The organism is Streptomyces lunalinharesii (genome assembly GCF_039532155.1).
GTDB classification, from domain to species: Bacteria; Actinomycetota; Actinomycetes; order Streptomycetales; family Streptomycetaceae; genus Streptomyces; species Streptomyces lunalinharesii.
Window position 1 is genome coordinate 33163 of sequence record NZ_BAAARK010000018.1, and the last position, 18187, is coordinate 51349.

Annotated in this window: 18 protein-coding genes; 5 read left to right on the forward strand and 13 right to left on the reverse strand. The window is 71.1% G+C overall.

Annotation, left to right across the window (positions count from 1 at the left end):
* Positions 1-98 precede the first annotated feature (98 nt).
* Complete coding sequence (locus tag ABD385_RS24755) at positions 99-1382, forward strand: MFS transporter (protein WP_344579899.1); 1284 nt, start codon at positions 99-101, stop codon at positions 1380-1382.
* A 272-nt stretch (positions 1383-1654) separates the two neighbouring features.
* On the opposite strand, the gene ABD385_RS24760 is transcribed toward ABD385_RS24755, so the two are convergent.
* Both ABD385_RS24760 and ABD385_RS24765 read right to left on the reverse strand, forming a co-directional pair.
* Complete coding sequence (locus tag ABD385_RS24760; RefSeq protein WP_344579902.1) at positions 1655-2542, reverse strand: IS3 family transposase; 888 nt, start codon at positions 2540-2542, stop codon at positions 1655-1657.
* On the reverse strand, positions 2539-2838 hold the full coding sequence (locus ABD385_RS24765) for a transposase (protein WP_344579905.1): 300 nt from the start codon (positions 2836-2838) through the stop codon (positions 2539-2541). Before ABD385_RS24765 ends, ABD385_RS24760 begins: the two co-directional genes overlap by 4 nt.
* A 149-nt stretch (positions 2839-2987) precedes the next feature.
* Between ABD385_RS24765 and ABD385_RS24770 the strand changes: the two genes are divergently transcribed.
* Both ABD385_RS24770 and ABD385_RS24775 read left to right on the forward strand, forming a co-directional pair.
* A complete protein-coding gene (locus ABD385_RS24770; RefSeq protein WP_344579908.1) occupies positions 2988-3605 on the forward strand; it encodes a flavin reductase family protein in 618 nt (205 codons plus the stop codon).
* A 299-nt stretch (positions 3606-3904) separates the two neighbouring features.
* Positions 3905-4966: an endonuclease/exonuclease/phosphatase family protein gene (locus ABD385_RS24775; RefSeq protein ID WP_344579912.1), complete on the forward strand. Its 1062-nt coding sequence runs from the start codon at positions 3905-3907 to the stop codon at positions 4964-4966.
* A gap of 77 nt (positions 4967-5043) precedes the next feature.
* Here the strand turns inward: ABD385_RS24775 and ABD385_RS24780 are convergent, their stop codons facing one another.
* From ABD385_RS24780 to ABD385_RS24810, 7 genes are all read right to left on the reverse strand, one after another.
* A complete protein-coding gene (locus ABD385_RS24780) occupies positions 5044-5271 on the reverse strand; it encodes a DUF2277 domain-containing protein (protein WP_344579914.1) in 228 nt (75 codons plus the stop codon).
* Between the two features lie 38 nt (positions 5272-5309).
* Positions 5310-6056, reverse strand: a complete 747-nt coding sequence (locus ABD385_RS24785; protein ID WP_344580152.1) for an alpha-ketoglutarate-dependent dioxygenase AlkB family protein — start codon at positions 6054-6056, stop codon at positions 5310-5312.
* A gap of 421 nt (positions 6057-6477) precedes the next feature.
* Positions 6478-7122, reverse strand: coding sequence for a type 1 periplasmic-binding domain-containing protein (locus ABD385_RS24790; RefSeq protein WP_344579916.1), 645 nt, complete (start codon positions 7120-7122; stop codon positions 6478-6480).
* Between the two features lie 5 nt (positions 7123-7127).
* Positions 7128-7709, reverse strand: coding sequence for a methylated-DNA--[protein]-cysteine S-methyltransferase (locus tag ABD385_RS24795; protein ID WP_344579918.1), 582 nt, complete (start codon positions 7707-7709; stop codon positions 7128-7130).
* 330 nt (positions 7710-8039) lie between these two features.
* Complete coding sequence (locus ABD385_RS24800) at positions 8040-8225, reverse strand: hypothetical protein (protein ID WP_344579920.1); 186 nt, start codon at positions 8223-8225, stop codon at positions 8040-8042.
* Positions 8226-9337: 1112 nt separating this feature from the next.
* Complete coding sequence (locus ABD385_RS24805) at positions 9338-9811, reverse strand: nuclear transport factor 2 family protein (RefSeq protein ID WP_344579923.1); 474 nt, start codon at positions 9809-9811, stop codon at positions 9338-9340.
* 58 nt (positions 9812-9869) lie between these two features.
* Positions 9870-11225, reverse strand: coding sequence for a serine hydrolase domain-containing protein (locus tag ABD385_RS24810; protein WP_344579925.1), 1356 nt, complete (start codon positions 11223-11225; stop codon positions 9870-9872).
* Between the two features lie 355 nt (positions 11226-11580).
* Between ABD385_RS24810 and ABD385_RS24815 the strand changes: the two genes are divergently transcribed.
* Entirely contained in the window at positions 11581-11811 is a 231-nt protein-coding gene (locus tag ABD385_RS24815; RefSeq protein ID WP_016577015.1) for a DUF6296 family protein, read from the forward strand.
* A gap of 684 nt (positions 11812-12495) precedes the next feature.
* Here ABD385_RS24815 and ABD385_RS24820 read toward each other — a convergent pair.
* The 3 genes from ABD385_RS24820 to ABD385_RS24830 form a co-directional block, all read right to left on the reverse strand.
* Positions 12496-13239: an aspartate/glutamate racemase family protein gene (locus tag ABD385_RS24820; RefSeq protein WP_344579931.1), complete on the reverse strand. Its 744-nt coding sequence runs from the start codon at positions 13237-13239 to the stop codon at positions 12496-12498.
* Between the two features lie 99 nt (positions 13240-13338).
* Positions 13339-14676: a cytochrome P450 family protein gene (locus ABD385_RS24825; RefSeq protein ID WP_344579933.1), complete on the reverse strand. Its 1338-nt coding sequence runs from the start codon at positions 14674-14676 to the stop codon at positions 13339-13341.
* Positions 14677-14932: 256 nt separating this feature from the next.
* Positions 14933-16222 (reverse strand): ATP-binding protein, encoded by a 1290-nt coding sequence (locus ABD385_RS24830; protein ID WP_344579935.1) that lies wholly within the window; start codon positions 16220-16222, stop codon positions 14933-14935.
* 237 nt (positions 16223-16459) lie between these two features.
* On the opposite strand from ABD385_RS24830, the gene ABD385_RS24835 reads away from it, so the two are divergent.
* Positions 16460-17185: a Mut7-C RNAse domain-containing protein gene (locus tag ABD385_RS24835; RefSeq protein ID WP_344579936.1), complete on the forward strand. Its 726-nt coding sequence runs from the start codon at positions 16460-16462 to the stop codon at positions 17183-17185.
* A 17-nt stretch (positions 17186-17202) separates the two neighbouring features.
* On the opposite strand, the gene ABD385_RS24840 is transcribed toward ABD385_RS24835, so the two are convergent.
* Entirely contained in the window at positions 17203-17856 is a 654-nt protein-coding gene (locus tag ABD385_RS24840; RefSeq protein ID WP_344579938.1) for an HAD family hydrolase, read from the reverse strand.
* Positions 17857-18187: the final 331 nt, after the last annotated feature.

An 18187-nucleotide genomic window follows, 5' to 3' on the forward strand; every position in this document is an offset into this window, starting at 1 on the left:
CACCAGTGACCGCCGACCCGGCCGAGGACGGGAGTCCGCACCGCACGCCGGTGCGGGCTCCCGTCCACAGGGCCGAACACCACGGAAACGGAGCAGTCGTGACCAGACGGGCCCCCCTTGTGGCACTCGTCGGCGTATCGGGCATCTCGGCGCTCGGGCTCGCCATGACGCTGTTGGCCATCCCCTGGTTCGTCCTGCGGGTGAGTGGCAGCGGTACCCAGACAGCGCTCGTCGCCGCGTCGGAGACGCTCGGACTGCTGGTTTCGGCCGTCTTCGGCGGACCGGTCGTGGACCGCGTCGGTGCCCGCCGGGCGAGCATCGGCGCGGACGGGCTCACAGCCATGGCGGTCGCCGCCATGCCGGTCGCGCACGCGACGCTGGGCCTGTCACTGCCCGCCGCGGTAGTCCTGACCTTCGCCATGGGGCTGACCCGCGGCCCCGCCGACACCGCCAAGCAGGTGCTCGTGGCCGAGGCGATCGCGCTGGCCGGGACCTCGGTGGAACGCGGAACGGGCTCCTTCGAAGGCGGCAGGCGAATCGGCACGATGCTCGGTGCCCCACTGGCCGGCGCCCTCATCGCGACCATCGGTCCGGTACCGGTGTTGTACGTGGACGCAGCCGCCCTCCTGCTGTCCGCCGTCCTCGTCCTGACCCTCGTCCCACGTCCGCCCACCGCCCCGCCCCCCACCGCGACCTTCTCCGACAACGGGTATATGCGGCACCTCCGCGACGGCTTCCGGTTTCTGCGGCACGACCGGCTGCTGTTGGCGTTGACCGCCATGCTGCTGGTCACCAACGCCATGGACGGCGGGTTGAACGGTGTCCTCTACCCCGCCTACGGTGCGCGCGTGCTGCACAGCAGTACCCTGCTCGGTGCATTGATCACGGCGTCCGGTGTCGGCGCGCTGACGGGTGCGACGCTCTACGGCTGGACCGGCCACCGGTGGTCGCGCAGAGCGGTCTTCGCCCTCTGCTTCGCCGTCGTCGGTGCCCCCCGCTTCCTACTGCTGGCCGTCGGCCCTCCGCCGGTGCTCCTGCTGCCCGCACTGGTGATCTGCGGCCTCGGTTCGGGGATGCTCACCCCCGTCATGATGGCCGTGGTCTACGACCGGATTCCGTCCCGACTGCAGGGCAGAACCCTCAGCCTCATCGTCGCCTGCGCGCTGGCGGCCATCCCGGTCGGCCAACTGGCCGCGGGCGTGCTGCTCGACCACGTGGGACTGGCACCCGCCCTGCTCGTCTTCGGTTGTACCTACCTCGTCGCCACGATGTTCCCGTTCACCTTCCCCGTCTGGCACGAGATGGACACCCGACGTTCCCTCCAGGGACCCGAAGCGAACGACGGCGGTGCGCGGGCGACGGCGCAGTCCCGCCCGGACTGATGGCTCAGGACCGCCGATCCCTCTCCGCCGCCCAGCACGGCGAGGACGCGGGCCACGGCCACGGTGGCGAGAGCGGCGGAGGCGGACCCGGCAGCCGTTCCCGACCCGGCCCGGAGAGGCGTATGACGGGCAGAAGCCCGGGCCAGGCGCCTGCCCACGGTCCTCTGGAAGAACCCGAGCCTCTTCGGCGAGTACGACGCCAGAAGGCTCTTGGTCTGTTGGTGGTACAGCGCGCATAGTGAAGTTTCCCCGCGATACTGGACACGTGATGTCTATGCCGCGAGGTTGTGCTGGTGCCGCTGACTGGTCTCAGCCGGGGTGAGGTAGCCGAAAGCCTTGTGCTTGCGCAGGCGACGCCGGTTATAGAACGTCTCGATGAAGATGAAGACCTCGGCGCGGGCGGTGGCCCGGTCGGGCCAAGTGCGGGTGCCGATCTCTTCCTTGAGCAGGGCCCAGAAACTCTCCGCGGCCGCGTTATCAAAGCATGACCCGGTGCGCCCGCAGCTCTGCCGTAGGCCCAACTCGGCTATCTCCCAACGGAATTCAGCCGACGTGTATTCGCTGCCGCGATCCGAATGTGTGATGCATCCGGGCTGCAGGCCGCCGCGGCCGTGGGCCATCCTCAGCGCGTCGACCACCAGGGATGCGCGATGGTGGTGGGCCATCGCATAGCCGACGACCTCCCGGGTGGCCAGGTCGAGCCAGCAGGCGAGGTAGAGCCAGCCCTCGACTGTCGGGAGGAAGGTGATGTCCCCGACCAGCTTCGTGCCCGGCACACTCGCGGTGAAGTCGCGGCCGATCAGATCCGGAGCCGGGCGGGCCTTCTTGTCCGGCCGGGTCAGCGAACGCCGTCGGCGGCGATGGACGCCCTGGATGCCGTGTTCGCGCATGAGGCGGGCGACGCGCTTGCGGTTCACGCGCCGTCCCCGGCGCCGCAGGTCGGCGTGGATCCGCGGAACACCGTAGGTGTGACGGGACGCAGCATCGAAGACGGTGATCTCGTGAGCCAGGGCGTCGTCGGCCGCCTTCCGTGCGGTGCGGGCTTTCGCCGACGCGAGCCAGGCATAGAAGGAGGAGCGGGCCACGTTCAACAGCCGGCACAGGAAAGCGACACCGTGGGTGGTCTTCTCCGCCTCGATGAACGCGAGTATCTCGCTCATCGATCGCTCTCCTTCGCGAAGAAGACCGCGGCTTTTCGCAGTACCTCGATCGTTTTTGCCTGCTCGGCAGCGACCTTCCGCAGCCGCCCCAGCTCCTCACGCTCGGTGCTCGTGAGCTCGCCTGGCCGGCCCTCTCCGCGGTCCGTCTTGGCCTGGCGGTACCAGTTACGCAGGGACTCCGGGCTGACCCCGAGCTCCCGGGCGACCTCAGTGACCGTCCGGCCCGTGGAGTCGACGAGCGCAATGGCATCCCATTTGAACTCCGCGGTGTACCGCTTCGTGTAGTTACTTCCCACCTGGTGCTACTTCCTCTGGAACCTCAATGTCCCAGTCTCCAGGTGTCCACGATCAAGGGGAAGCTCCAACTTTCGACCGAACCCCGCGGTTGGGCGATGCTGCGGATCCTCCGTAGAATCCGCGGCCGCGCGGAGGGATACTGATCACCATGCGCGTTGATTTCGATCCTGCAGAGATGGCTCCGAACGAGTTCTACAAGCTGTTGACCGCCACGGTCGTGCCCCGGCCGATCGCCTGGGTGTCGACCATGTCCCCTGACGGGACGGCCAATCTGGCCCCCCACTCCTTCTTCAGCATCGCCAGCGTGCGGCCGCCCGTGGTGTTGTTCAGTTCCGTGGGCCGCAAGGACACCTTGCGGAACATCGAGGCCACCGGCCAATTCGTCGTGAACTTCACGCCGGAGGAACTTTTCGAGCAGATCAACGACACGGCCACCGACTTCCCCCACGGGGTGAGCGAGTTCGAGGCGGCCGCGGTCGAATCCGAGCCCAGCCTCCGGGTGAAGCCGCTGCGCGTTGCCGCCGCCCCGGTGGCCCTGGAGTGCGAACTGCACAGCACGGTGCGGATCGGCGACGGGACCGTGGTGTTCGGGCGCGTGCTGCACGCCGTGGTCGCGGACGGCGTCCTGGTCGAAGGGCACCCGGAGATCGACAAACTGCGCCCGTTGTCGCGGCTGGGGAAGAACGAATGGGGGACGGTCAGCGGAGTGCGCGACCTCGCCCGTATCCGGCACGAGGACTGGCAGGGGCCCGCGGCTGACCGTTAGCCGCAGCGGCTTGACCAATCGGTTGGTGGGAGCGGTTCCGATGTCGCGGAACGTGCGAAGGGGCGTTCCTTCGAACGTTCCGCGCCCGTTCCGCGCCAGTTCATTTCGGGGGTACTTCCGCGGTTTCGGAAACTCCGAGAACGTGGGCCGCGTTGGTGATCCGAGGCGGTCGAGGAAGACCGCCGACGGCGGCAGTTGACGGCCGGCGGCCCGTGGTCGGTGCCCAGTGATCGGTCACCGGAAGCCGGCGATCGACAGCCAGGACTCGGGAGCGAATGGTGGACGGTCGGGCTTCCGGAATGACGGAACCAGAGGATGCTGCGGGCTCCGGAGGCCACCTCCGGGGCCGGGCCGCCGCCAGTGCGGCGTTCAGCCGGCGGGCCGTGCTGCGCGGCGCGGCCGCCACGGCGGCGGTGGGTGCCGCCTCGGCTACGGCATCGGCAACGGCGTCGGCTCGGGAAGCGAGTTCGGCGGCGTACGGGGACCGGCCCGCGTACGCCGCCGCCCCGCACGACGAGAGCCGGACCCTGCGGGTGATGACGTTCAATTTGCGCTATGCGTCGGACACCCGTCCGAACTCCTGGGCCGAACGCCGACCCGTGATGCGCAAACTCCTCCGCCGGGAGGCCCCGCACGTGATCGGGACCCAAGAGGGCTTGTACGGGCAGTTGCGCGACATCGCGGCGGATCTCGGACCGCATTACGACTGGGTGGGTACCGGACGGGCCGGCGGAAGCCGCGACGAATTCGCCGCGGTCTTCTACGATGCGCGACGCCTGGCTCCCTTGGAATACGACCACTTCTGGCTTTCGGACACGCCCTACGTCATCGGTTCCAAGACCTGGGGGAACACCGTCATTCGCATGGCCACCTGGGTGCGATTCCGGGATGTCAGGTACCTTCAGGATCACCAAGATCAGAGGGATCAGAGGGATCGCCGAGATCAGCGGGATCTTCAGGGCCATCGAGAATTCTTTCTCCTGAACACCCACTTTGATCACGCCGTGCAGTATGCGCGAGAGCGTTCCGCCGAACTCATCAACGAGCGCCTGGCCGAACTGGATCCCGCTCTGCCGCGCGTGGTGACCGGTGACTTCAACGTCCCGGCGCACAAGAACCCCGTGTACGACGCCATGACTGGCGGCGGCCGGCTCGTCGACAGTTGGGACGCGGCCGACGGGCGCAGCGCGCAGTTCGCGACCTTCCACGGATACCGGCCGCTGGTGCCGGACGGGGACCGTGTCGACTGGATCCTCACCTCGCCGGGCGTGCGGACCCGATTCGCCTCGATCAACACGTACGCCGTGGACGGACAGTTCCCGAGCGATCACCTTCCGGTGCAGGCGTCGATCGAGTGGTGAGGTGCACGGGGCCCCGGGTGTCGGAGGGGCTTCGGAGTGGGACCAGGGGACGACGACGGTCGGTCCCAGATGACGTCCTACTGATGGCGGGCGGGAGCGGAACCCCGTACCCGGAGGCCGCCGAGGAGGTCCTGGGTGGCTGCCGCGACGGCGTCGACGGCCTGCTCGAACACCTCGCGGTTGTGCGCGGCCGGGGCGCGGAATCCGGAGACCTTGCGGACGTACTGCAAGGCCGCGGCGCGGATGTCCTCCTCGCTGACCTCAGGGGTGACGGGCGGGCGAAGGGTCTTGATACTCCGGCACATGCGTCCAGTCTGCCTCCTCGGGAGCACGCGCGGGCGGATCAGCTGAGACCGGTGACGCGCATGGTGATGTTGAGGCGACCGGCGGACATGCCGGTCGCGGGGTCGCCGGAGCCCGGGTAGACCTTGGGCACGCCGTGGTACACGAACCGCGACGGCCCCCCGAAGACGAACAGGTCGCCCGAGACCAGTTCGATGTCGGTGTACGGCTTGGTGCGGGTCTCCGTATTGCCGAAGCGGAAGACGCAGGTGTCACCGATGCTGAGCGAGACGACCGGCGCGCTGGAGCGCTCTTCCTTGTCCTGGTGCATGCCGAGCTTGGCCTCGCCGTCGTAGAAGTTGATCAGCGCGGTGTCCGGGGTGTACGCGTCGCCCGCAGCGGTGTCCTGGTACGCGTCGACCAGCGCGCGGCGCCCCAAGGCGACCATCCAGTCCGGGAATTCGGCGACCCGCGCACCGTTGACGTCGTCGGCGGTGCGCCGGTACGCGTAAGGCTGCCAGTGCCAGCCGATGCACACCGTCTGGACGGACATCACGCCACCGCGCGGAAGCCTGGTGTGCCGGATGGGGACCGGACCGCGCGCCCAGCCCCGGCAGGCAGTGACCAGCTCGCGTTGCTCGGCGGGGGACAGCCAACCGGGGACGTGAACCGCCCCGGGGGCCAGCTCCCGGCGGACCCGGCCCTCCGGACCCGCGGACGCCTTGAGGCGGTGGCCGTGGCCGCTGCCCGGCCCGTCGGACCCGCGGCGCGGTCCGACGTCCTCGAAGCCGGGAAGCGGGATGCTCATGAGCTTGTGACCTGCCTTGATGAGGTGCGAGGAGAGCCCCGACGGGGCGGCCCCGAGGTGATGGCTGTCGGTGACCGCCGCCGTTGCTGCCCTGGCTGTTGATGTTGCTGCGGCTGCCGCTGCGGCTGCGGTGCGCGCACTGTTGCCGAGCCCCTTCCAGCCTGCCATGGGGCGGGTGAAGGAACGCGCCGGGCCGGTCGGGCTGCCGGCCGACCCCACGGACGGATATCGGCGCGGGGGAGGGGAGGTGGAGAGGAGGGGAGGGCGGAGGGTGAGTCGCGGCGCGCACGGTTCCTGGCTGCGGGGTCAGGGGGCGGCACGGGTGATCGCTCCGCGTGGTCCGTTCGTCGGCGGTCCGTGCTCGTTGGTCGCGGGGGGGGGGGACTGATTGGGGGCGGTACCGGTCGGGGCCTCGGCGCGGTCAGGTGGGGCCGGGATCGGTACGTGGAGGTTGCCGGGTGACCCAGCGCTGGTCGATGAGCCAGGTGCCGCCGTCCGGCGTGGCGCCGCGCATGCCGTGCAGGGTGTCCGGCCCGGCCAGCGCGACCAGCCGGGAGTCGCCGAGCGACGCGAACCCGTAGGTGCGGGACGGGTCCCACGCGGTGCTGCGGCGCAGCCGACGGCTCATCTGGGCCCAGCCCAGCGGTGCGGCGGCGACCACCCAGGCGTCCGGCTCGCCGGCGGTGAAGCGGCGAGCCGGACGTAGCCAGGACGCGGCGAGCTCCGGCCAGTCGACCAGCGCGAGGATGGTTCCGCCGGCCGCCCGCCAGGCCTCCGCGAACGCCGCCGCGGCCGCGGCGGACGCGTCGTCCCTGCTGTGGCCGATGGTGAGGGCGGCCGGGGCGGTACGGCGGTGACGACGTGCGCGGTCGCCGTCGCCGTCGCCCGGAGTGGGTGGAGAGGCCAAGAGGTTCAGCAGCACGGCCAGTTCGACGTCGGTGTGCGGGGCTGGCGCGGCGAACGGCCCGTACGCGTCCGTTTCGTGCTGAGGGATGCGAGGGGAGGGCGCCAGATGGGCGGAGGCGGGAGGGGCTTCGCCGATCGAGGTCGGCCGGGCACTGCGCACGGCGGTCAGACGAGAGTCGGCTGGAGGGCGCCTTCGTGGGTCAGCAGTGCGATCTTGCGTTCCACACCGCCCGCGTACCCACGCATGGTGCCGTCCGCACCGACCACTCGATGGCACGGGCGCACGAGCAGCAGCGGATTCGCTCCGATGGCAGCCCCCAGGGCCCGCACCTCACCGCGCGGGACGCGGAGCGCCTCGGCCAGCCGTCCGTACGTGGTCGTGGTGCCGTACGGGATCCCGTCCAGAGCGAGCCAGACGCGCTCTTGGAATTCCGTGCCCGCGGTCTGGAACTCCAGGTCGAAGCGGGTCAGCCGGCCGGCGAAGTAGGACCGGAGCTGCCGAACTGCCTCGGTGAACGGGCCGGCGTCGCGACGCCAGTGCGTCTGGACGGTGGGGGCGTTGCGCTGCCCGGGCACGGAGAGCGAGGTGAGGGCGACGCCGCCGGATGCGGTGCGCGACTGCACGCCCACGAGTAGCAGCTCGCCGAGCGGGCTGTCGACGGTGGTGAAGTACGTCGCGGAGGCAGCGTTAGGGGCAGGGGAGACGGAGGCGAGGGGTGGGGGTGTGGAACTGGTGTGTGGGGTCATGGCGCGTCCTCGGGTGTGACGATTCCTGGGGTGCTTCTACCTGCGTTTTCTTCGAGTCTGCCGGGTCGAAGACGCAGTTTCTGGCGGGAATCGGACGCGAAGGTTCCTGCCGGGGGACGGCGGAGCGGTGCGCGAGGAAGGGCTCGGAGGGGCGGGGGCCGGCGTCGTGTTTCGTGAGTCGTCGAACGGCGGGCCGGCGGGTGGGGTTGGGCACCCCATTGCTGCAGGAGATCGGAATGGCGAGGGGGCCCGGGATGGCCCCGGCGGCCCGTTCAAGACGGGGCGCCAGGGCCGTCGCGCACGTGCCCTCGTCCGTGCGTGGGTGCTCAGCTAGGCGGCCTCGACGACCTCGGCGCGCACCGCCATCGTCCAGATCTCCAGCAGCACTGCGTACTCCGCCATGTCCTGAGCCGTCCAGGCCAGACCGTGCCGGGCGCGCACGAAGCGCCGGATCGAGTCGTTGGCCTCGGAAGCAGGAACGGGCGTCTCCGCACGGGCAGAAGGAGTTGGGGACATGTGAGACATGCTAGGGGCAGCCACTGACAGGGCGTCCCCACGTGCTTCAGTCATAGAGCCCCCGAGCGCTCTCCACCGATCGACCTGACTCCACCTCAACTCGCTGACCAGCAAAGACCGTCAGCACCTCGCCCTCCCCTCCCTGCCTGCATGTGTCCATTCCCACACGCTCCGCGTTCGCCCCCACCCTGTCCGCCCACCCCCGAACCGTCAACAGGGCGTCATGCGAACCAGCCTTCGAAGCCGTCGGCCTGATCTGCGGTGAGTCGTGGGTGCGGTCCGGTGCGTCGCAGCTCGACTGCGACGCACGGTAGGGGGACGGGCGTGTGCTGTGGCTCGTATTCGGTCTGAATACCGCGCTGGGCTCCCGCCTCTGGTCGCTTGCCCCCCGCCCCCCGCCCCCGCCCCGCCCCCGTGTTCCCTTCTCCCCTCTGCTGCATGACGACGAAATCGTGGCCGACTCGTGGACGAATCCCTGGCAGAGCTCATGCTGGATTGCCCCTCCGAGACAAGCCGAGCCAAGGCGAGCCGAACCGAACCGAGCCGTACCGAGCCGAGCCGAGCCAAGCCGAACCGAGCCAAGCCGAACCGAGTTGAGCCGAGCCGATCCGCCCCAGGTCGCCCTCCGCTCCTCACTTCACGGCTGTACCCCCCGTCGGTCGGTGAGGTGTGTGCAAGCCCCTGGAGGTGTGCGCAGGCCCCCGTAGGAGGGCCTTGATCAGGGCCGGGCCTTGGGTGAGACGACGGCGGAGGAGGGGCCGGCCGGCTGGTCGGTTCGTCGATCTGTCGGTGGTGTGTCGTCGTTGCAGGGCGTTCCCCTGATCGGGTGGTGTTTGCCGGGTCGAGCCGGGGTCGGCTGATGCTGTGGCCGCGGAGACCGGCGGGTGGGAGGGGAGCCGTGGGGCTGGCCGGGGCGGTTGGTGGTGTGTGTGCGAACTCCTTCGGTGTGTGGCTGGTGGGTCCGGGTCGGAGCGGCGTTGTCAGTGGGCGCCCGTACGGTGGTGCTCGTATCTATCCGAGCTGCTGGCGCTCTCGGACCCGCCCCGCTTCCGTGGCACATGACATGGGAGCGGGGCTTCTTTCTGCTCTCCCTTCTGTGCGGGTTCTTCCGTTCAGTTGCTGCTGGGGGATGCCAGGCGTCGGGTGTCGGTGCCGAAGGCGAGGTGGGTGGTCCTGGTGGCGAGGAGCCAGGTGTCGTCGATCTTGCGGAACGTGTCCTCGTAGTGGCCCACGTTGGTGGGGTGTTGCGGCGGGACCATGCCTTCGCTGAAGCCGTCGACGCGGTAGGTGGTGAGGTAGGAGGTGGCGGTCGCCGTCGTGGGGGAGGTGACGGTCACCAGGATGTTCGTCATCAGACGGCGTGACAGGCGATCGGGCGGACGGGTGCCGAAGTACTGGCTCAGGGCTGCGCGGCCTGCGATGCGGCGGTTGCCGTGTGGCCATTCCCAGCTGCCGCCGGGCGTGAAGAGCGTGGCCACGGAACTGGGGTCTCCGAGGTCGAGGCGGTGGACGAAGTCGATGATCAGGCGCTCGCAGGCGCGCTCGGCGAGCAGTCGATCCAAGGGGGCGATTGCTGCATCGTTCATGGGCGGTCCTTGGGTGTGCCGGTTCGGAGCGGGGCGGTGCGCTCGGGGTGAGGGCGACCTACCGGGCCGGGTGCCGTGGAGAGGTGAGGTTTTGGTCGGTCGGCGCGGGTGCCGTGAGGGGGCGTTCGGAGGTGGCGCCTGGGCCGGTGTTCTTGGTGGTGCCGCAGGCGGCCTGGGCGATGTAGTCGTTCATGGCGTCGTCGATCGGGCTGGCGACGGGTTGGTTGTTGGCGTCGAGTTGCTGGTAGCGGGTGAGGTTGAAGCCGAGCGACACCTGGCGGCGGCCGTCCGGGCTGGAGAGGGACCAGGTCATCGCGCCGAGCACCAGTCCGTTGTGGCCCCAGAAGTCTCCGCAGGCGGAGGTCGTTTGCAGGAGGCCGAGGCCGTAGCGCATGAAGGAGCCCTCCATCGGCACCGTCGTCTTCATCTGGCGCAGCTCGGCCGGAGCGAGCAACTCACCGCCGAGCAGGGCGCGGTAGAAGCGATTGAGGTCGGGCATGGTCGATATCAGGGAGCCGGCCGTGGCGGCCCAGGACATGTTGTAGACGCTGAAGTCGCGTGGCGGGGTGAAGCCGCCGTAGGCAGCCTCGTACATCTTCGCGTGCGGACCGGAGATGGTGGCCGACTGCGGGAAATAGGTGTGCCGTAGGCCGGCTTTGCGGATGACGTGGCTGGTGATGTACGACTCCGGGGATTGGCCGGTGACCTTCCGCAACAATAGTCCGGCCAGGACGTAATTGGTGTTGGAGTAGTGGAAGCCCTGGCCCGGCGTGCCGAACGGGGGCGCCGCGATTCCCAGGCGGGCCAGCTCCTCTGGGGCGAACTGGTGGAAGCGGTTCCCCTCGAAGCTGTCCGCGGTGTTGAAGATCGCTCCGGAGTATTCGCCGATGCCGCTGGTGTGGTTGAGCAACATGCGGACGGTGATGGTCCGGCCGCGCTCGCCCGTCACGAGATCGGGGAGGTAGCGGCCGATCGGGGCGTCGAGGGCGAGGTGTCCCTTGCCGACCTCCTGGAGCACGGCGACCGCGGTGAAGGTCTTGGTGATGCTGCCTATGCGGTGCTCCATCTGCGGTGACGTGCGTCGCCCGGTGTCGATGTCGGCGACGCCGACCGCTCCTTGCCAGGCGTCGGAACCGTCCCGGACGGCGGAGTAGGCGCCGTACATGCCCGCGTCGTGGAACGCCTGGAGGGACTTCCGCAGGGCCGGCTCGTCGAGGGCGGGGCGGTGGTCGGGCTGTCGTGACGTCGAGGCCAGGTCCGGAGCGTGCGTGGTCGTCGTCCGCAGCGGGGTGGGGGAGACGAGGGTGGTGGCGGAGGCGGCCGTCGGGATGCTCAGCAGGGCGAGGGATAAGGCGGCGGCAGCAGCGGTGCGGGTCAGCCGCGGGTGGCGGCGTGAGGGGTGGGCAATCGACATGGTCGCTCCGTGAGTTCGTGCCCTGGCGGGCTGGTGCGGATCGGTGGCGGGGCCGTTCATCGGTGGGTCATTACTCCGAGGTTTTTGCCGTGCTTTGATTCTGGCGTTCGGCCCGTCGCCAGACATCAACCCACGGGTTTACCTTGATCCCGATCTTTTCTGGGGGAGTAGGAGCGTGGTGTGACGTCCCCCGTTGTCGCCCCGGGAATCCGTTGAGAATTCAATGTTCTGGTGGTGAGGCGTGGCGCGCCGGCGTGGGCGAGGATGGAAGGGCCGGGGTGAGGTGGCGCGCGCAGCGGCCGCGGGGGCGGTGCCTCGGGCGGCAGTACCCGCCGAGCAGTATCGGGAGGCCCCGATGGATTACCCGGAACTCTATGAGCTGGTGTTTCAGGCCCCCGCGGTGGAGGACGACGTGGTGATCGTCCGGCGTACCGACCGGGCGGGAGCGGGCGGGTACCCGATCTACGAGGACGAGTCGGGGATCGTGCGCGCGGAGATCAGCGACCGCGGTGAGGTCCGCATGCTGGCCAGCGGGGGACACCAGGCGCCTCGCACTCCATTGCTGGCGAGGAGGCTGGTCACCTGACGTGAGGGGTTGATGCGTCGCGCCCGTAGGCCGTGCATCGTGCACCCCGGCGCCTGGCGGGACTGCGCCCCGGTTGTGGACTGACGGGGGCCCGCTCGGGTGTGGGTGGGTGCGGATCCGAGCGGGGCGTGGCCCGAGGGCAAGAATCCTGCAGGGAACCGGAGTGGTCACAGGCCGCGCAGGTGGCGGCGCCGCGGGCGCGGAGCCCGGTGCGTGGGTTCCGCCTGTGGGGCGGGGCCGGACGCGGAGGTGACTCCGGGGTCCAGCGCGGGCACGGAACGGAGTTTCGGAGGTGCTCCGTGTCCGTCGCCGGCCCGGGGCTCGACCTCGGACCCGGACCCGGCCCCAGACCCGGATTCGGCTCCGCTCCCGTCGGTCCCGTCCGTGGTCCTGGCCTGGTTGCCGGCCCCGGCCCCGCTCTCCGTCCCGGTTGTGCTGCCGGTGCCGATGAGGGGCTCAGGCGCCGTGTCGGTGGTGTCTCCGCGGAGCACGGCCAGGGCGCGTTCGAGGGTTTCTCCGGTCATCTGTATCCGGATCCTGGCCAGGCGCTCTAACTCGGTGTGAGACACCACGTCAGCGTACCCGCCCTCGTGTGGCGACCGGGCTGTGCCGGGGCGCGCGGCGTCGAACGCGGCTGCGGCGCGGGCGGGTTGGCGCACGGGGCCACGGGCCGGGTACGCGACCTCAGGGCGCGGCGGGAGCCGAGGGCATGGCGGGCGTCGCCGAGGTCGTGGCGGGTGTGACCAGTGCGTGGGCGACCGCGGCCTGGGCGTGGAGCCGGGTCGTGGGGAAGACGGGGACCGGGCTGTCCTGCGGGCGGATGAGCAGTTCGATCTCGGTGCAGCCGAGCACGATGCCCTCGGCCCCGGCGGCGACCAGCTCGTCGATGACGGTGCGGTAGGCGCGGCGGGAGTCGTCCTTGACGACGCCCAGGCAGAGCTCCTCGTAGATCACGCGGTGGACGGTCGCGCGCCCGGTGGCGTCCGGGACCAGCACGTCCAGGCCGTGGTCCGCGAGGCGGCCGCGGTAGAAGTCCTGCTCCATGGTGAAGGCGGTGCCCAACAGGCCGATGCGTCGAAGTCCCGTGCGGCGTACGGCCTCCGCGGTGGTGTCGGCCAGGTGCAGCAGCGGTACGTCGACCGCGGACGCCACCTGGTCGGCCACCTTGTGCATGGTGTTGGTGCAGATCAGCAGCAGTTCCGCGCCCGCCGCCTCCAGGGCCCGGGCGGCCCCGGCCAGGACCTCGCCGGCCTCGTCCCAGCGCCCCTGGACCTGGAGGCGTTCGATCTGCGCGAAGTCCACGGAGTAGACCACGCACGCGGCCGAGTGCAGCCCGCCCAGGCGTTCCCGCGTCAGCTCGTTGAGCAGGCGGTAGTACTCCGCCGTGGACTCCCAGCTCATCCCGCCGATCAACCCGATGGTCTTCATCGGGTCACTGTCCCACAGAGGGCGGACGGCCAGTGCAGGTCCGCTCCGGACGGGGCGGGCGGGGCGTCCACGACGGGCGGTACCGGCTGCCGCGGCGCGTCAGCGGTCCCAGCGGACGGGCAGCCGGTCCGTGCCGCGCATGAGGAGCCCGGGACGCCAGGTCGCCGATGGTGCGGCGTTGTCCAGGGCGAGGCCGGGACAGCGCTCCAGAAGGGAGCGGAGGGCGATCCGCCCCTCCAAACGGGCCAGCGGTGCGCCGAGGCAGAAGTGGATGCCGTGGCCGAACGCGACGTGGCCGCGCGGATCGCGGGTGATGTCGAAGTCGTCGGCGTCCGCGAACCGTTCGGGGTCGCGGGAGGCGGAGGCCAGCGAGATCAGGACGGCGGAGCCGGCGGGGATCACCGTGCCGGCGAGTTCCACCGGTTCGGCGGCCCAACGCCATGTGGCGGTCTCCACCGGGCCGTCGTAGCGCAGCATCTCCTCCACGGCGTTGTCCAGGAGGCCGTCGTCGGCCTGTAGGGCGGCCAGTTGGGCGGGGTGTTCCAGTAGGGCGCGCACGCCGTTGGCGATCAGGTTGACCGTCGTTTCGTGGCCGGCGACCAGGAGCAGGAAGGCCGTGCCGATCACTTCCTCTGGGGAGAGCCGGTCGCCGTCCTCGTCGCTGGTCCGGATCAGGTCGGCGAGCAGTCCCTCGCCCGACTCGCGGCGCAGCGACGCGATCAGAGTGGTGAGGTAGCCGGACATCGCCTCGACGGCCTGCTGCGCCGCTTCGGGGCCGGTGGGCGAGACGAGTTCGTGGGACCAGGCGCGGAAGGCTTCGCGGTCCATGGACGGGACGCCGAGCAGCTCGCAGATGACGGTCATCGGCAGCGGGAAGGCCAGCGCCTCGATGAGGTCGGCCCGGTCGTCGGGCGCCGTCAGCATCGCGTCCAGGAGTTCGTCGGTGAGGCGTTGCACGCGGGGGCGGAGTGCCTCGACGCGACGACTGGTGAACTCCTTCGCGACCAGTTTCCGGAGTCGGGTGTGGTGCGGTGGATCCACGTCCAGCATGTTGGTGAACAGCGGGACGTCGTCACCGTCCGCGCGCGGCAGGTTGGCGCCGCTCCAGTCCTTGCCCAGGCGCGGATCGGCGAGCGCGGTGCGGACCGCTTCGTGGCCGACGACCAGCCACGCCGGCTGGTCGTACGGGGTGAGCACCTGGTGAACGGGGCCCTGGGCGCGCAGTTTGGCGTAGTACGGGTACGGGTCGGTGACGAAGTCCTGGCCATAGGCGCGCAGGTCGATCAGCGGGGGCGCGTCGGGGGCGGGCGTAGGGGCGGAGGCCCGCGTTCCGGATGACGGGGGTATTGAGGAGTCGTGCGGGGCTGTTGGGCCCGGTGTGTCCTCGGTGGTCCGAGGGGTTCGTTCGTCCTGCGGGGCCTGCGGATTCTCCGGCATGGGCCGTCCCGCCTCTCTCGACTCGCATCCGTGTCGGCATGCCACAACACTCGGCGCGCTGCCGAACCGTGCGGTCCGGCTGCGCTTCCCACGGTAGGCAGGTCGCGGTGCCGCTTCGTCGTTCCAGCGGAGGAGCCGGCGCGCGGGGACGTCCTCCTGACGCAGTGCGACGGCGTCGTCGGCCTGGTGGAGATCGTCCGATCCCTCGCAGGGGAGCGGTCGCGGCGGCCGGCGCGGGCCGCCGCGACCGCGGTCCTCAGCAGCGGGCGTGGGCGGTGATGTCCGCGCTGAACTCGTCGATCATCGCGGGGGTCACCGTCGGCCGGCACTGGCCGATCGCGGCGAGGTAGTCCGCGGTGCTCGCGCCGAGCCGGCCCGGGGTGGCCGACCCGCCGCCGATCGCCTCCAGGTCCCGTTCGAACGACGCCTGGGCGGCGACCCGGGCCGCGTGCTCGATGTCCGCCGGCGTGAACAGTTCGCTGGCCGCGACCAGGTCCGCGATGTCGACGTCGGGCCGCCCGTCGGTGTAGCGGGACCAGATCGCGGCCCGGGCGGCCGGGTCGGGCGTCCCGATCGGGATCAGGTAGTCGAAGCGTCCGGGGCGCAGGAACGCCGGATCGAGCGAGCGGATGGAGTTGGTGGCGCACACCAGCAGCCGCTCGTCCTGCTCCCGGAAGCCGGGGATCAGCTTGAGCAGTTCGTTGGTCACCCCGTGCAGCCCGCCCGGGTGCGCCGGCTCGCTGCGCACCGGTGCGATCTCCTCGACCTCGTCGATGAAGACCAGCACCCGCTCCAGTTCGGCGATCCTGGCGAACGCGCTGCGCAGGGCCGCCGCCAGATTGCCCTCGTCCGCCAACCGGGACGGCAGCAGCTCGACGAACGGCCAGCCCAGCCGGGCGGCGATCCCACGGGCGAAGGTCGTCTTCCCGGTCCCCGGCGGCCCGAACAGGGCGATCGCCCGCGGCGGCCGCACCCCGTGCCGGGCCGCCCGCTCCGGCTCCGCCAGCGGCAGCACCACCCGCCGCTCGATCAGGTCCTTCTCCGCCTCCATGCCGGCGACCCTGGCCCACAGGTCGGCGGGCAGGAACCGGCCGCCCAGGTCGTCCAGGAGGCTGGCCGCCGGCCCGTGGTGGGGCTCGACCTTCTCGAAGTACGCGACCGCCGGCTGCCGGGTGTACCCCGCGTTCAGCAGGCCCTCCCCGAGCAGGTCCTCCTCGGGGAGGACGTACGCGATCCGGCTCACCCGGGCGGCGATCAGGCGCCGCTCCAGTTCGACCAGCAGTGCGCTGGCCAGCCCCCGGCCGCGCCAGGCCGAGGAGATCGCGATCCGCATCACCCAGCCCCGTTCGCCCGCGACGCAGGCGAGCGCCGCGCCGATGGGGGCGCCCTGGTGGACGGCGACCACGGCGGGCTGCCGCGAGGTCAGGGCGCTGATGCACTCGGCGAGCGAGAAGACGGACTCCTGTCCCAGCTCCGCCGTGGAGTCGATCAGGTGGACCACTTCGGCGAGGTCCTTCTCGCGGTAGTCGTGGATGAGCCAGTTCACCGGTGCCGCCCCTCGTTGGTGTCGCTGATGTTGCTGATGTGCAGGTGAGGCTAGGGGCGGGGGCCGGACGGGTCCTGTGCCGCGGTGCACAATCCGCGGGCCGGACCGCTACGGTCCGTACGTAGCGCCGCAGGGCCGGATGCGACACCGGCGGACACCGTCGCGGGGCCTGGGCGGGGCGCGCGCAGCGGCGAATCCACTGGTTGCCGCGGCCCGCCCGGTGCCATGCTGAGCGACGTGAACGGACCCGAGATCGGCCTCAGCTTCGCCCCTGAACTGCACCTCTTCGTCGGAGCGGCCCGCAGCGCCGGTCGCACGCCCTTCGTGACCGACGGGGCCTCGACGCTCGGTCACGTCGTCGAATCGCTGGGCGTCCCGCTCACCGAAGTCGGACGCCTGGTCGCGGACGGCGCGGAGGTGCCCGTCTCGCACGTCCCGCAGCGGGGCGAACACATCGAGGTCCGTGCCGTCGAGCGGCCGCAGCGCGTCCCCGGCGCGCCGCTGCGGTTCCTGCTCGACGTGCACCTCGGCACCCTCGCCCGACGACTGCGCCTGCTCGGGGTCGATGCGGCGTACACCAACGAGGACCCGGGCGACGCCGCCCTGGCCGCGCGCTCCGCCGAAGAACGACGCGTCCTGCTCTCCCGCGACCGCGGGCTGCTCCAACGCCGGGAACTCTGGGCGGGGGCCTACGTCTACAGCGACCGACCGGACGACCAACTCCGGGACGTGCTGGGCAGGTTCGCGCCCACCCTCGCCCCGTGGACCCGTTGCACCGCGTGCAACGGCCGCCTGGCCGCCGCAGACAAGGACGCGGTCCACGAGCAGCTCCACCACGGCACCCAGCGCACCTACGACGTCTTCGCGCAGTGCACCGCGTGCGGACGCGTCTACTGGCGCGGAGCCCATCACGCCCGCCTGGAAGCGATCGTCGAGGAGGCGCTGCGGGCCGGCACCGGTTGAGCCGGACACAGCTGCGCTCAGGCGGTCCCGGCCGCGGCCCCCACGAACTCCTCGATCCGCGCGAGCGTGCCCCCGGTGTCCACGTGCAGGTGAGCGGCCAGGCCCAGCGCCCGGGCGGCGCGCACGTGCCCCGCGGTGTCGTCGACGCACAAGGCCCGCGCCGGATCCGCCACGCCCGCCCGCCGCAGCGCGAGCAGGTAGCTGCGGGGATCGGGCTTGGCGCAGCCGACCTCGCAGGACAGGACGGTGTTGTCGACGACGTCCAGCACCCCGGCGGCGGCGAGCGCGGGGCGCAGCTCCGGCCAGGCATTGCTCACCAGGACGGTCCGCGCCCGGCCGCGCAGCGCCCGCACCCCGGCCACCAGCTCGGCGTCCCACCGCTGCCGGGCCGCCAGGTCCCGCCGGATCTCCGCCATGAGGGCCGGGGCGACGCCCAGCCGCCGTCGGACCACGCGCCAACAAGCCTCCTGACCGACCCGGCCGATCAGCACCCGGTCGTCGTTGCCGGCGAACAGCGCCGCAAGGAAGGCGTGTTGCCGCATGCCGAGCCGGTCACCCCACTCGGCCGCGGCCGCCGGCAGGTGGTCCGGCGACAGGACCCCGCCGACGTCCAACAAGATCGCCGGGCCGCTGTCCCCACCACCGGGTTCCCCCGATCCACCGATGCCCATGCGCCGCCCTCGGCTCCCTCGACACGCCACTCCGCGACGCCGGGCCCCGCGGCGGCTCGGCGTCCTGACTCCACCAATGAAGCACGGAATTGACGTCACATCAGCAGACGTGACGTCAGGTGCGAGGTGTCCGCGCCTCGGCCAGCGGCGCCCGGGAGCCCGTCCGTGCACCACGTCGCCCACCGCTTCCGTGCCTGGCCCCCGACCCTGCCCGCCTCGGCCGAGGGTGGCTCAAATTCCGGTACGGGACCGGCGATGCCGTGCCGGGGAGTGCCTGGGACACGCCGGGCACCGGCCGCGCGCTCGGGCCCGCAGCCGGCGTCCGGCTCCG